Annotated in this window: 8 protein-coding genes; 3 read left to right on the top strand and 5 right to left on the bottom strand. The window is 70.4% G+C overall.

Annotation, left to right across the window (positions count from 1 at the left end; all coding sequences use genetic code 11):
- Positions 1-24: 24 nt before the first annotated feature.
- Positions 25-1,677: an IS1182 family transposase gene (locus ACN20J_RS05555; protein ID WP_419665378.1), complete on the top strand. Its 1,653-nt coding sequence runs from the start codon at positions 25-27 to the stop codon at positions 1,675-1,677.
- A 223-nt stretch (positions 1,678-1,900) separates the two neighbouring features.
- Complete coding sequence (locus ACN20J_RS05560) at positions 1,901-3,241, top strand: acyltransferase family protein (protein ID WP_419665379.1); 1,341 nt, start codon at positions 1,901-1,903, stop codon at positions 3,239-3,241.
- 2 nt (positions 3,242-3,243) lie between these two features.
- Here the strand turns inward: ACN20J_RS05560 and ACN20J_RS05565 are convergent, their stop codons facing one another.
- Positions 3,244-4,794 (bottom strand): acyl-CoA synthetase, encoded by a 1,551-nt coding sequence (locus ACN20J_RS05565; protein WP_419665380.1) that lies wholly within the window; start codon positions 4,792-4,794, stop codon positions 3,244-3,246.
- Complete coding sequence (locus ACN20J_RS05570) at positions 4,791-5,900, bottom strand: NAD(P)H-dependent flavin oxidoreductase (protein WP_189838992.1); 1,110 nt, start codon at positions 5,898-5,900, stop codon at positions 4,791-4,793. Before ACN20J_RS05570 ends, ACN20J_RS05565 begins: the two co-directional genes overlap by 4 nt.
- Before the next feature lie 208 nt (positions 5,901-6,108).
- On the opposite strand from ACN20J_RS05570, the gene ACN20J_RS05575 reads away from it, so the two are divergent.
- Positions 6,109-7,896, top strand: a complete 1,788-nt coding sequence (locus ACN20J_RS05575) for a serine hydrolase (protein WP_419665381.1) — start codon at positions 6,109-6,111, stop codon at positions 7,894-7,896.
- 108 nt (positions 7,897-8,004) lie between these two features.
- Here the strand turns inward: ACN20J_RS05575 and ACN20J_RS05580 are convergent, their stop codons facing one another.
- The 3 genes from ACN20J_RS05580 to ACN20J_RS05590 all read right to left on the bottom strand — a co-directional run bounded on the left by ACN20J_RS05580 (position 8,005) and on the right by ACN20J_RS05590 (position 14,490).
- Positions 8,005-9,570: a phytoene desaturase family protein gene (locus ACN20J_RS05580; RefSeq protein WP_190228430.1), complete on the bottom strand. Its 1,566-nt coding sequence runs from the start codon at positions 9,568-9,570 to the stop codon at positions 8,005-8,007.
- 175 nt (positions 9,571-9,745) lie between these two features.
- Positions 9,746-11,968 carry a tetratricopeptide repeat protein gene (locus ACN20J_RS05585; protein WP_419665382.1) on the bottom strand — a complete coding sequence of 741 codons (2,223 nt, stop codon included), beginning with the start codon at positions 11,966-11,968 and terminating at the stop codon, positions 9,746-9,748.
- Between the two features lie 314 nt (positions 11,969-12,282).
- Positions 12,283-14,490 carry an MMPL family transporter gene (locus tag ACN20J_RS05590; protein WP_419665383.1) on the bottom strand — a complete coding sequence of 736 codons (2,208 nt, stop codon included), beginning with the start codon at positions 14,488-14,490 and terminating at the stop codon, positions 12,283-12,285.

A 14,490-nucleotide genomic window follows, 5' to 3' on the forward strand; every position in this document is an offset into this window, starting at 1 on the left:
GTTGTGTCTGGGGAGGGCGCGTCCGTGTCGTTGCATGTTCAGGAGCCGGGTGAGGTGCCGGCCGAGACGGTCCGGGTGGCGCGGAAGGCGTTCCCGAAGGGCAGTCTGGCGATCCGGGTCCGTGATGAGTTGGGCGTGTTGTTCCGGGACGAGGCGTTCTCCGGGTTGTTCCCGGCCCGGGGCAAGCCTGCATGGTCGCCGGGCCGGCTGGCGCTGGTGCTTGTGCTGCAGTTCGTCGAGGGCCTGTCGGACCGGCAGGCCGCGGAGGCCGTGCGGGCTCGCATTGATTGGAAATATGCCCTCGGGCTGGAGCTCGGCGATGCGGGATTCGACTACTCGGTCCTCTCGGAGTTCCGGGACCGCCTGGTCGCTGCCGAGGCAGGACGGGAGTTGCTCAACGCGGTGCTCAAGGCAGCCGGTGTGCGGGGGCTGCTGAAGACCGGCGGGAAGGCTCGCACCGACTCCACGCACGTGCTTTCCTCGGCACGGGAGTTGTGCTGGCTGGAGCAGATCGGGGAGACCCTGCGTGCCGCCTTGAACGCGGTGGCCCACGCGGCGCCGGACTGGATGGAGGTGATCGCCTTGCCCGACTGGTTCAAGCACTACGCCACCAGGCTGGAGGACAGCCGGTTTCCCAAGAGCCGCAGCGGCCGGGACGCAATCGGACTGCGGATCGGGGGTGACGGTATGCACCTGCTTCAGGCCGTGCACGGGGCGGGGGCGCCACCTCATCTGCGGGAACTTCCTGCGGTGGGAATCTTGCGGCAGGTCTGGGTTCAGCACTTCCAGCTTGTCGACGGGGAGGTGCAAAGGCGTGGCCCAAAAGACCGTCCACCAGGCGCGAAGCGGCTGGTCACACCGTATGACCCGGACGCGCGCTGCGGCGTCAAGCGCGACACCATGTGGGACGGCTACAAGGTCCATCTGACCGAGACGTGCGAGACGGGGGCGCCGAACCTGCTCACCCACGTCGCCACCACCGTCGCCACCGTCCCGGACATCGCGATGACCACCGTCATCCATGCCCAGCTCGCCGAACGGGAGCGGCTGCCGACCGAGCATTTCCTTGACGCCGGTTATGTCGACGGACCCACGCTGGTGGCTACCCGCCGTGATCTGGGCGTCGAGGTGGTTGGACCGATGCCCTCCAACACCAGCAGCCAGGCCGACTCGCACAGCGGCTCCTACTCCCTGGACGCGTTCTCCATCGACTGGGACAACAAGACCGTGACCTGCCCGGGCGGCAGCACCACGAGCGGGTGGAAGAACCGAATCCACAAGGGCAACCCGAGCATCCGCATCTGGTTCTCCAGGAACGACTGCCAGCCGTGTCCAGTCCGCAGTGCCTGCATCAGCTCTCCCACAGCCAAACGCCGCGAGCTTGAATTCCGTCACCAGGACGAGCACGACGCGATCAGAGCAGCCCGAGCCACCCAGCAGACTCCCGAATGGAAGCAGCGATACAAGACCCGCGCCGGCGTCGAGGGCACCATCTCCCAAGGCGTCCTTGCCTTCGGCCTGCGCAGATCCCGCTACCGCGGGCTGGGCAAGACAAGCCTCCAGCACCAACTCACCGGAGCAGCGATCAACCTCGCCCGCATCGATGCCTGGCTCACGCACAGACCCCGAGCCCGAACCCGGACCTCCCACCTGACGGCACTTCGACCCGCCGGATAGACCGGCGGGCCGAATTAGCCAACGGCGTCCCATGTGGGGCGGGACCACACGCATGTGCACCGGCCCCGAGCCGTCGTTGACCATCGGCGACAAAGGGCGCGTAATGGTAGTTATGGACATCAGGCCAGCAATCCGGCCTCCCGCCCTGGAACAGTCACCCTCCGCATCCGCGCAACTACCCACGCCACCACCCGCGCCTCGGACGTCGGTCGGTCCACGACGGTTGGCCTGGCTGGACGCGTTGCGTGGCATCGCGGCACTCGTCGTGGTGTTCGAGCACGCGTCGTACTCCTTCATGCCGGAGTTCCGCCAGGAACTGATGCCGCAGTTCAACACCGGCCGCTACGGCATCCTGGTGTTCTTCCTGGTCAGCGGCTACATCATCCCCGCCTCGCTGGAGCGCCGAGGCTGTGTCCGGACGTTCTGGATCGGGCGGGTGTTCCGCATGTACCCGCTGTGGGCGACTGCCGTCGCCGCCGTCCTCGCCGTCAGCGTCCTGGGCCTCGCGGACATGCGCGACCTCGGTGGCCAGGGCACGGCCACGGCGACGGTCGCCCATGCCGGTCTGCTTCAGGAGCTGCTGGGCACGCCCAGTGTCCTGCTCGTCCTGTGGACGCTCTCGTACGAGATGGCCTTCTATCTGCTGGTCGTCGCGCTCTTCACGGTCCGGCTGCACCAGCGGTCGGCGGCGGTCGCCGTCACTCTGGCCGTACTGGCCGCCGGGAGCGTGGCCGCAGGCGTCACGCTGCCTGACTCCGCCCTGTCCGGCCTCGTCGGCACGGGCCCGCTGATCGCGCTCGCCTCGGGAGGCCTGGTGGTCGCGATCTGCTGTGCGAGCTCCGGGCAGCCCGCGCTTCGCGTGTTCGGCGGGGTGCTGGGCGGGGTGCTGGCGCTCGTCCTGGTCCCGTTCAACGGCACGGTTCCCCTGTGGGAGGGCCTGATCATCCTCGCCGTGATGTTCCTCGGCACCGCCGTCCACCGGGCCGAGAAGGGTCAGAGCTCCTGGTGGTGGGCGGGCTGCACGGCCGCGGTGGTGGTCGCCTGCGCCGTGGCCAGTGCGTACTGGAACAGCGACGAGGCGCCCTTCACCCGGCAGGGCTGGATCGTGGCGTTCCTGCTGGCCGTGCTCACCTTCGGCGTCGCACTGGCGTCGCGCCACCGGCGGATTCCGCGTGGGCTGATCTGGCTGGGGATGATCAGTTACTCGGTCTATCTGCTGCACCCGGTGCTGCTGGCGGTGAGCGACGGCACGATCGGCCGGTGGCCGCGCGACAATCCCGTACTCGTGCTGGCGTTCCTCGCCGTGCTCCTGCCGCTGTGCGCGCTGACCTATCGGTACATCGAGGCTCCGGGCCAGGCCTGGGGCCGGAAGCTGGCACGCCGTGTCGAGCCGTCGCGACGAGCGCCCGGGCAGCACCTGCGTCCCGAGAAGCCGCAGGTACGCCCCGAGAATCCACCTGCGGCACGTCACACCGCGCAGCACCCTGCACGTCACACCGCACGTCCCGTCGCCCCGGACCCGGACCGGGCTGAGGTCCAAGGCGACGTGCCCGTCGGATCCTGAGCTCACACGGGACGGGTCCGCCCCTCCCAGTACGGGTCCCGCAGTCGCCGTTTGTAGAGCTTGCCGTTGGGATCGCGCGGCATCGTCTCGATGAAGTCGACACTCCTGGGCCGCTTGTAGCCGGCCAGCTGCTGCTCGCAGTGCTCCAGGATGGCGGCGGCCAGCGCCTCGCCCGCCTCGAAGCCGGGGGCCGCCTCGACGACGGCCTTGACCGCCTCGCCCCAGTCGTCGTGCGGAATCCCGAAGGCGGCGGCGTCCGCGACGGCGGGGTGAGTGAGCAGGGCGGCCTCGATCTCCGCGGGGTAGATGTTGACCCCGCCCGAGATGATCATGTCGATCTTGCGGTCGCGGAGGAAGAGATAGCCGTCCTCGTCGAGATATCCCAGGTCACCGACGGTGAAGAAGTCCCCGATGCGGTTCTTCTTCGTCTTGCTCTCGTCCTTGTGGTACGAGAATCCGCCTGTGCTCATCTTCATGTAGACGGTGCCCAGTTCACCGGGTGGCAGCCGGTTTCCGTCGTCGTCGAAGACGGCCAGCTCGCTGATGGGCCAGGCCTTGCCGACCGTGCCGGGCTTCTTCAGCCAGTCCTCGGCGGTCGCGAAGGCGCCGCCGCCCTCACTGGCCGCGTAGTACTCCTCGACACTGTGGCCCCACCACTCGATCATGGCCCGTTTCACGTGGTCCGGGCACGGGGCTGCGCCATGGATGGCATGCCGCATGGACGACACGTCATAGGCCGCCCTCGTGCGCTCCGGCAACGCGAGCAGGCGGTGGAACTGGGTCGGGACCATATGGGTGTGCGTGCACCGGTGGGCGTCGATGAGCCGGAGCATCTCCTCGGGCGTCCATTTGTCCATCAGCACCAGCCGATGGCCGATGTGCAGGGACGCGCCCGCGAACTGGAGGACAGCCGTGTGGTAGAGCGGGGAGCACACCAGATGCACGTTGTCGTCGAACGGCTTGATGCCGAAGATGGCGAGGAATCCGCCGAGATACGACTCCTCGGGGAGCTTGCCGGAGAGGGGCCGCCGGATGCCGCGCGGGCGGCCGGTGGTCCCGGAGGTGTAGTTCATGACCCAGCCGAGCGTGCGGTCCTCGGGCACCGACTCGGGCTGCCCGTCGAGGAGTTCGGCGTACGGCCGGAAGCCCTGAACCGCGCCGACCGCGTACCGCCGCTCCTCGGGGAGCTTCGCCTCGTCGGCCGCGTGGCGTGCCGCGTCGGCGAACCGCTCGTGGGCGATGAGCACCTTGGCGCCGGAGTCGGAGACGATCCAGGCGATCTCGGGGCCGACAAGATGGTGGTTGACGGGCACGAGGTAGAAGCCGGCCTGCGAGGCGGCCAGGTACGCGGTGAAGAACTCGACGCCGTTGGGCAGTACGACGGCGAAGGCGTCGCCGCGTTCGAGCCCGGCGGCGCGCAGTCCGTGCACCAGCCGGTTGGTCTCGGCGTGCAGGCGTCCTGCGGTCCATTCCTCGCCGTCGGTCGCGATGAGCACGGTGCGTTCGGGGTCGGCGGTGGCCTGGGCCCAGAAGCCGTTGGGGGGCTGGCTCACTCGGGGCTCCTTCCGGCGATGCGGTTGAGTCGGTCGACGGCCTTCTCGAAGTCGCGGGTGAGGTCGTCGACGACTTCCTGGACGCTGCGTTCGCTGTTCATCCGGCCGACGATCTGTCCCACGGGCGTCCCGAGCAGCGGTTCGACCTCGTGCCGCTGGATCCGCGAGACCGCGTCGGCGACCAGCAGCCCCTGCAGGGGCATGGGGAGGGTGCCGGGTCCGTTGGGGTCGTCCCAGGCGTCGGTCCATTCGGTACGCAGCTGACGTGCGGGTTTCCCGGTCAGCGCGCGCGAGCGGACCGTGTCGCCCGACCCGGCGGCGAGCAGTTTGCGGGTCAGGGCACGCGAGTGCATGTCCGCCTCTGTGACGGTCAGCCATATGGAGCCGAGCCACACACCCTGGGCGCCGAGCGTGAGCGCGGCGGCCATCTGCTGTCCGCTGCCGATGCCGCCCGCCGCGAGCACGGGCAACGGATCGACGGCCTCGACGACTTCGGGCGTCAGGACCATCGAGGCGATGTCACCGGTGTGGCCACCGGCCTCGTACCCCTGCGCGACGACGATGTCGATGCCCGCCTCGGCGTGCTTGCGCGCGTGCCGGGCGCTGCCCGCGAGCGCGGCGACGAGCACGTTCTGGTCGTGGGCGCGCTGGATGACGTCGGCGGGCGGTGACCCGAGCGCATTGGCCAGCAGCTTGATCGGATAGTCGAAGGCGACGTCGAGTTGGTTGCGGGCGACCTGTTCCATCCAGCCGGTGATGCGCCAGCCGGAGGCCTCGCCCTCGGCGAGTTCGGGCACCCCGTACTTGGCCAGGGTGTCCTTGACGTACTGGCGGTGCCCTTCCGGGATCATCGCCTCGACGTCCGCCTCGGTCACACCCTCGACCTTCTTGGCGGGCATGACGACGTCCAGTCCGTACGGCATTCCGTCGACGTGCGCCTCGATCCAGTCGAGGTCGCGTTTGAGGTCGTCGGGGGCGGTGTAGCGGACCGCACCGAGCACGCCGAACCCGCCGGCCCGGCTGATGGCAGCGGCGACGGCGGGGAACGGCGTGAAGCCGAAGAGGGCGTGCTCGACTCCCAGTTTCTTGCTCAGCTCCGTCTGCATGGGCGCAGGATGCCGCAGTCCTCCGGACGAGGGAAGACTTTTTCTGATGGACCGTCAGTTTCCAGTGATTTTATCGAACCGGAACCGGTCCGGACGACACCGTTGACACGTCCCCCGTCTGACACAAAAGTTCCACCGAGCACGGCGAACTCGGAAAGATACTTTCAGGCGGCCACAGCGGCACAGCGTCTCAACGGAAGGCTCCTCGATGACGGACAGAGCGGGCGGCGGGCCGACCCGACGTCAACTGGGCCGGGGTTTGACGGCGTTGGGCGGCGCGTTGATCCTCGCGCCCCTCCCGGCGGCGTCGGCGGCACCCGACGCCGACGAGAGCAACGGCGACGCTCACGGCCACCCGACGCTGCGGCACGGATCCGCCGAGCGCGCCGGACTGCTCCCCGCCCACCTGCGCCAACTCGTCACCGACGCCGAGGCGTTCCTCGGCCCCTCCCCCAAGTACCCCTGGTACGCGGGCGCCGTGCTGCTCGCCGGACGCGGCGGCACGGTCGCGCTGCACCACCCGATCGGCAAGGCGGTGCGCTACTCGGCGTACGACGAGAAGACCGACACCGCCGTCGAGTTCCCCGCCGACCAGCAGATCGCGATGGCCAAGGACACGGTCTTCGATCTCGCCTCGGTGTCGAAGCTGTTCACGTCGATCCTCGCCGTGCAGCAGATCGAGCGCGGCGAGTTGGAGCTGGAGGGGAAGGTCGCCTCCTACCTCCCGGACTTCGGCGGCGCGGGCAAGCAGGACATCACGATCCGTCAACTGCTCACCCACACCTCGGGGTTCCGCGCCTGGATCCCGCTCTACAGCGCGCCGACGCACGAGGAGAAGCTCCAGCTCATCTGGAAGGAGGCGCCGCTCAACCCGCCGGGCACCAGGTACCTCTACTCGGACCTCAATCTGATCTCGCTCCAGCTCGTCCTGGAGAAGATCACCGGTCACGCCCTGGACGCCCTGCTGCGCAGCGAGATCACCGACCCGCTCGGGATGCGCCGCACCCGCTTCAACCCGCCTGCCTCCTGGAGGCCGAAGACCGCCGCCACCGAGGACGCCCGCAAACCGTGGTCGGGGCTCGACCGCGGCCTCGTATGGGGCGAGGTGCACGACGAGAACGCGTACAGCCTCGGCGGTGTGGCGGGCCACGCCGGTGTCTTCTCCACCGCATGGGACCTGGCGATCCTCGGCCGGACGCTGCTCAACGGCGGTGTGTACGGCAGGGCGCGCATCCTGGAGTCCGAGTCCGTGGAGTTGATGTTCACCGACTTCAACACGGCCTTCCCCGGCGACGAGCACGGCCTCGGCTTCGAGCTCTACCAGCACTGGTACATGGGCGCGATGGCCACACCGCGCACCGCGGGTCACACCGGCTTCACCGGCACGTCGCTCGTCCTCGACCCGACGACCGACTCGTTCCTGATCGTGCTCGGCAACTCCGTTCATCCCGTGCGCAGTTGGCGGTCGGGGTCCGCTCCCCGGGTGGCCGCCGCCAACAACCTGGCCCGCGCCGTGCCGGTCCGGCCCGCGCGAGGACGTACGGCCTGGTTCTCCGGCATGGCGACCGCCACGTCCGCCACGCTGACGCTGCCCGCGCTGGACCTCGGCGCGGGAGGGCGTCTGCGCTGCGCCCTGTGGTGGGACACCGAACCGCAGGCGGACGCCCTCTTCCTGGAGTCCTCGACGGACGGCGGCACGACCTGGCGGCCGGTGCCGTTCACCACCGCCCGGCACGGCGAGGCCGCCCAGGATCACCCCACCGGTTCCGTCACCGGCTGGTCGGGCCGGGTCTGGCACCGGCTCTCCGCGGATCTGCCCGAGGCCCGCCGACTCGTCCTGCGCTGGCGGTACGCGACGGACCGGCTCTACGTAGGCCGGGGCGTGTACGTGGACGCGCAACGGGTCGCGGACGACGACCGGGTCGTGTTCGACGAGGCCAGGCCGGCGGACGCGGCACGGATCGAGGTGGTGGGCTGGACCGCGGCCAAGAACTGACCGGCCGGTGACGGCGACGGCGACGGCGACGGCGACGGCGACGGCGACGGCGTGAACGAGCCGTCGCCGGACGCTACTTGGCGGCCACGGAGACGGTCACGGATTGGGTCACGGAGACGCCTCCAGCAGCGCCATGGCCGCGTTGTGTCCCGGCACTCCGCTCACCCCGCCGCCGCGCACCGCGCCCGCGCCGCACAGCAGGACGTTCGCGTGCGCGGTCTCCACACCCCAGCGGCCGGTGTCCTCCTGCACGTAGGGGAAGGCGAGGTCGCGGTGGAAGATGTTGCCGCCCGGCAGCCGCAGGTCGCGCTCCAGGTCGAGCGGTGTCTTGGCCTCGATGCAGGGGCGGCCGTCCGCGTCGGTCGCCAGGCAGTCGGCGAGCGGTTCGGCGAGGTGCGTGTCCAGTTGCGCGAGCGTCGACTTGAGCAGTTCCTCGCGTACGCCGTCGTTGTCGTGGGCGAAGAGCCGGGCGGGTGTGTGCAGGCCGAAGAGTGTGAGCGTGTGGTAGCCCTGCTGAACCAGGTCCGGGCCGAGGATCGTCGGATCGGTGAGCGAGTGGCAGTAGATCTCGGAGGGCGGCGCCTCGGGCAGCGCACCGGACGCGGCCTGGGCGTGCGCGGTCGCCAACTGCTCGTATCCCTCGGCGATGTGGAAGGTCCCGGAGAAGGCCTCGCGCGGATCGACGGACGTGTCGCGCAGCCGGGGCAGCCGCTTCAGGAGCATGTTCACCTTGAGCTGGGCGCCCTCGGCCGGGGCGGGCGGCTCGTCGCCGGTGAGCCGGGCGAGCTCCTGCGGGGAGGCGTTGACGAGGACGTGCCGGGCCGCGACCGTCCGCTCTCCTTCCGCGGTCCGGTACGTGACCTCGGCGGCCCGTCCGTCGGTCTCCACGCGGACCGCCTCGTGGCCGGTGGCGACGACAGCGCCCGCGGCGCGCGCGGCTCCGGCGATGGCGTCGGTGAGCGCGCCCATGCCTCCTACCGGCACGTCCCAGGCCCCCGTACCGCCGCCGATCACGTGGTAGAGGAAGCAGCGGTTCTGCCGCAGGGACGGGTCGTGGGCGTCGGCGAAGGTGCCGATGAGCGCGTCGGTGAGGACGACACCGCGTACGAGGTCGTCGCTGAAGTTGTCCTCGACGGTCATCCCGAGCGGCTCCTCGAAGAGGATCTTCCACGCCTCCTCGTCGTCGATGCGGCGGCGCAGCTCGTCGCGGGTGGGCAGCGGTTCGGTGAGGGTGGGGAACACCTTCTTGGCGACGCGGCCGGTCATCCCGTAGAAGCGCTGCCAGGCCTGGTACTCGCGGGCGGACCCGGTCAGCTTGGCGAAGGCCTCCCGGGTGCGCCGTTCGCCGCCCCCGACGAGCAGTCCGGTCGGCCGTCCGTCACGTTCGGTGGGGGTGTACGAGGACACAGTGCGACCGCGGACCCGGAAGTCCAGGCCGAGGTCCCGCACGATCTTCCGGGGCAGCAGGCTGACCAGGTACGAGTACCGCGACAGCCGGGCGTCGACACCGGCGAACGGCCGGGTCGACACGGCCGCCCCGCCGGTGACCCCCAGCCGCTCCAGGACCAGCACCGACTTCCCGGCCCGCGCCAGATAGGCAGCGGCGACCAGCCCGTTGTGTCCCCCGCCGACGATGACGACGTCCTGCTCCCGGTATCCCTCGAATGCACCCATGGTTCTTGGTAACACGCGATGATCTAGGTCGGCCAGACACACGCGGCAACCGGCCCCTTAAGGGGCGCGGGGAACTGCGCGCCGAACCACAGCCGACCCGCACCCGACCAACAACCTAGGCAGGGGGCCTGGGGGCGCAGCCCCCGGCCTGGAACCCACGCACCCCAGCGGAGCGTCACCGCTGGCGCAGCGCCGCCACCCTCCGATACAACTCCACCGCCTCCGCGCCACGCCCCAGCTGCTCCAGGCAGTGCGCCTCGTCGTTGCGGCTGGCCAGCGCGTCGGGATGGTCGCCGCCCAGGACCCGCTCGCGCGCGGCGGCCACCTGGCGGTACTCCGTGAGCGCGTCGGCCCACCGGCCGAGCCAGCCGAGCCCGACGGCGACCTCGCGCCGGCTGACCAGGGTGTCCGGGTGGTCGGGGCCGAGCACACGCTCGCGGATCGCGCACACGTCACGGGACTCGGCGAGCGCCTCCTCCCACCGGCCGAGCCTGCCGAGGTTGACGCCGAGCCCGTGCCGGGCGCGCAGGGTCTCGGGGTGGGCGGGACCGTGGACGCGGGTGCGGTCGTCGATCAGGGCGCGGTACAGCTCCAGTGCCGGGGCGCTGCGCCCGAGCCGGCCGAGGCTGATGCCGACCTCGTAGCGCGCGGCGAGTGTGTCGGGGTGGTCGGGGCCCAACGCCTGCGCCCGCGCCTCGGCGACCTCCTGATAGGTCTGCAGCGCCTCCGGCCAACGGCCCAACTGCCCGAGCGCGTAGGCGACTTCGTACCGGGTGACGAGTGTGTCGGGATGGTTCGGGCCGAGCACCCGGGCACGGGACGCGGCCACCTCGCTCGCCATCCGGTACGAGTCCTCCAGGCGGCCGAGTCTGCTGAGGTTGAAGGCGAGGTTGTGGCGGCAGCGCAGGGTGTCGGGGTGCTCGGGCCCCATCGCGCGTTCCCGGGCCGCCAGTACGGCCGTGTAGACCTGGTGTGCTTCGAAGTGGCGGCCCAACTGGCCCAGCACATAGGCCATTTCCTGGCGGGCGGCCAGGGTGTCCGGGTGGTCGGGGCCGAACACGTGCTCCCTGGTCTGGGCCACGTGCCCGTATTCGCGCAGCGCGTCGGCGGGGCGGCCGGTGCGGCTGAGGGTGAAGCCGACCTCGTAGCGGCTGGCCAGCGTGTCGGGGTGGTCGGGGCCGAGCGCGTGTTCGCGTTCGGCGGCGACCGCGCGGTGCACCTCGCCCGCCTCCGCCCAGCGACCGAGCCGCCCGAGGCTCAGTCCGGCGTTGTGCCGGCCGGTGAGTGTGGTGACCAACTCCGGTGACGGTGTGGGCCGTTCGGCGGGAATCGGGTCCTGCGTGCCGCGTGTGTCGGTGCGGGCGATCCAGTCGCCGGTGAGGCCCGCGGCGGCGTCGGGCGGTGTGGTGCGCAGGCCCGCGCCGGTCGCCTTGTGGCCGGTGGTCATCCCGCGGGTCCAGGAGGGCAGCCGCTCCTCACGGGCGGCGGGCCGCTCCGGCGCCGATGGCCGCACAGGACGCGACACCACGGTCGGCACGTACGCCGGAGCCGTGCGGCCCGCGCCGATGCGGCGGCCCAGCTCACGGGCATCGTGCGGGCGCTGCTCGGGTTCCTTGGCCAGCAGGTCCAGGATGATCCGGTCCAGGAACTCGGGGAGTTCGGCGCGATGGCGGCGCGGCGGCTCGGGAACCGTGTCCCGGTGGCCGACCAGGACCGCCCACGCGTCGTCGAGGTCGAACGGGGGCGCCCCGGTGGCGATCTCGTACAGGACGCAGCCGAAGGAGTAGAGGTCGCTGCGGTGGTCGACGTGGTCGCCGCCGATCTGCTCCGGCGACATGTAGTGCGGGGTGCCCATGGCGATGCCGGTGCCGGTGAGTCTGGAGGTGAAGCCGATGTCGTGCCCGAGGCGAGCTATGCCGAAGTCGCAGATCTTCACCGTGCCGTCGCCGAGCCGCATGATGTTCGCGGGCTTCAGGTCCCGGTGCACGATGCCCTGTTGGTGGGTGTACGCGAGGGCGGCAGCCGCCTGTTCGCCGATCTCCACGATGTCTGCGACGGGCAGCGGATGCTGTTTGTTGTCCTCCAGGAGCTGGCTGAGGTTGCGCCCGTCCAGCAACTCCATCACCAGATAGAGCACGCCGTCCGACTCGCCGAAGTCGTGGACGACGGTCACTCCGCGGTGCTGGAGTGCCGCGGCCACCCGTGCCTCGCGGCGAAACCGCTCCCGCAGGACACGGGTGAACGAGTTGTCGTGGTGCTGGCCCAATGGTTTGAGGCACTTCACGGCGACCTGTCTGCCCAGCGACTCGTCCCGGGCACGCCACACCTCTCCCATCCCCCCTCGACCGATCAGGTCGAGCAACCGGTACCGGCCCTGGATCAGCCTGGTGTCCCCCATCTGCTGCGATCGCCCCCGTCGCTCGGCCCCGCCCTCCCCTGGCTCGTCCAGTATGGCGAGCTATCGTCCGACTTTGTACGGGGCCCGCCGCGAGCCGGGGCCGAGCCGTGACATCGTGCGGATAATGTGTTTGGACGGCAGTTGCCGGTGTGGACGTGCGGGAACACAGTGCAACACGGTGCCGGTGAGGCGCAGTTGTCGCGTCACCGTGCCGGGCGACCGTACGGATCTTCCGTACAACTCATCGGCGTACGGCTGCAGTGAGACGTACACCGGCTGCGCCACCCGCCGCCACGACGACGCGCGCGGCATCCTCAGGAGACGGGCTCGGGTTCCTTGTGTTCCGCCGGTGCCGTCTTCTGGAGGCTGCTTCCTTCGACGTCGAGGTCGGGCAGGATCCTGTCCAGCCAGGCCGGCAGCCACCAGGCGCCCCGGCCGGCGAGAGCGAGTACCGCCGGTACGAGCGTCATCCGGACGGCGAAGGCGTCGATGGCCACGCCGACGGCCAGGGCGAACGCGATGGGTTTGATGAGGGAGTCGTCCAGGGGGAAGAACCCGGCGAAGACGGTGAACATGATCAGGGCAGCCGCGGTGACGACCCGTACGCTGTGCCGCGCGCCGTCGACGACCGACTGGCGGGCCCGGCCGGTGTGGGCCCATTCCTCCCGCATCCCGGAGACGAGGAACACCTCGTAGTCCATGGCCAGTCCGAACAGCACGCCGATCAGGATGATCGGCAGGAAGCTGACGACCGGACCGCTGTGGGGCACGCCGAGGACGTCGGCCAGCCAGCCCCACTGGAAGACGGCGACGACCAGACCGAGCGAGGCCCCCACCGAGAGCAGGAAGCCGACGGCGGCCTTGACGGGGATGACCAATGACCGGAAGACGATCATCAGCAGGAGCAGGCTGAGGCCGACGACGATGGCGACGAAGGGCAGCAGGGAGTCGCTGAGGCGGTTGGAGACGTCGATGTTGACGGCGGTGGTGCCGGTGACAGCGACCGAGGCGCCGGTGGTGTCACGGAGGTCGGGCGCGGCCTCGCGGATGTCGCGGACCAGTCGGTCGGTGCGGACGCTGTCGGGTCCGGAGGCGGGCAGGAGGGTGATGACGCTCTGCGTCGGGTCGCTGGTGGGCTGGGGCGGCAGGACGGCCTTGACGTTCTTGAGCGTGCTCAGCTTCTGGGCCACTTGAGCGCCGGCCTGTGAACTCGCGTCAGCCGTACCGTCGTCGGTCTCGGCCAGTACGAGCAGCGGGCCGTTGAAGCCGGGTCCGAACTTCTCGCTGATGGTGTCGTAGGCCTTGCGCTCGGTGGAGGCGTGCGGGGCGGCGCCGTTGTCGGGAAGCGCCAGGCGCAGGTCCGTGACGGGCAGGGCGAGGGTCACCAGGATGCCCGCCGCGGCGAGCACGGTCAGCAGCGGCTTGGCGATGACCCACTTGGTCCAGCGGGTGCCCATGGTGGTGCGGCCGGTGGCCCCCTCGGCGTCGGCGGCCCGCCGGGCGGCGCGAGTGCCGGGCTTGGGGGCGAGCCGCGAACCGGCGAATCCCGCGACGGCCGGGACGAGGGTGATCGCGGCCAGCACGGCGACGAGGACGGCGCCGGCGGCCCCGAGGCCCATCGTGGTCAGGAACGGGATGCCGATGACGCTGAGGGCGGCGAGCGCGATGATCACGGTGATGCCGGCGAAGACGACGGCGCTTCCGGCCGTACCGACGGCCAGCGCGACGGATTCCTTCGGATCGGTTCCGCGGGCCAGTTGCTGACGGTGGCGCGAGAGGATGAACAGGACGTAGTCGATGCCCACGGCCAGCTCCAGCATCAGGGCGAGCGTGACGGCCGTGGAGGAGATGCTGACCGCGGGTGCGAGAGCGAGCAGGCCGGCCAGACCGACCGCCACACCGATCAGGGCGGGCAGCAGCGCCATTCCGGCGGCCAGCAGTGAGCCGAAGGTGACGACGAGCACGAGCAGCGCCACGGCCACGCCGATGATCTCCGACGGTCCGACATGAACTCCCTTGCTGTTGAAGACGGAACCGCCGACCGAGGTCCGCAGCCCGTCCTTCTCGGCCGCGCGGGCCGCGTCCTGGATCGCGTCGACGGATGACGTACGGACCTCCGCGGTCTGCACGGGGTACTGGATCTGGACGATGGCCGTCGTCCGGTCGCCCGAGACGGCGCCGGAGGACCGGGGGTCGACGACTTCGCTGACCTGGGGTGCCCGCTCGGCCTCCGCCACGGCCCGGGCGATGGCTGCCGTGTAGGGGGTCTCGGTGACCCGGTGGCCCTCGGGCGCGGTGAAGACGATCTGGGCACTCGCGCCCGATGCCTCCGGAAGGGTCTTGCTCAGGCTGTCCAACGCCCGCTGCGATTCGGTGCCCGGCACCGAGAAGCGGTCGTCGAGCTTGCCGCCGAAGACGCTGACGCAGGTGATGAGCGCGGCCAGGACGAAGAGCCATATACCCAGGACGAGCTTTCGGTGGCGGTAGGCGCTGAGGCCCAGCCGATGAAGCAGGACGGCCAT

This window comes from Streptomyces sp. 2-1 (assembly GCF_048564895.1).
Taxonomy (GTDB): domain Bacteria; phylum Actinomycetota; class Actinomycetes; order Streptomycetales; family Streptomycetaceae; genus Streptomyces; species Streptomyces phaeochromogenes.

What these genes read in the sequence shown, in the direction of transcription:
- ACN20J_RS05585 (WP_419665382.1), bottom strand. Translation starts at nt 11,968, where the DNA reads ATGGGGGACACCAGGCTGATCCAGGGCCGGTACCGGTTGCTCGACCTG.
- ACN20J_RS05580 (WP_190228430.1), bottom strand. Translation starts at nt 9,570, where the DNA reads ATGGGTGCATTCGAGGGATACCGGGAGCAGGACGTCGTCATCGTCGGC.
- ACN20J_RS05570 (WP_189838992.1), bottom strand. Translation starts at nt 5,900, where the DNA reads ATGCAGACGGAGCTGAGCAAGAAACTGGGAGTCGAGCACGCCCTCTTC.
- ACN20J_RS05575 (WP_419665381.1), top strand. Translation starts at nt 6,109, where the DNA reads ATGACGGACAGAGCGGGCGGCGGGCCGACCCGACGTCAACTGGGCCGG.
- ACN20J_RS05590 (WP_419665383.1), bottom strand. Translation starts at nt 14,490, where the DNA reads ATGGCCGTCCTGCTTCATCGGCTGGGCCTCAGCGCCTACCGCCACCGA.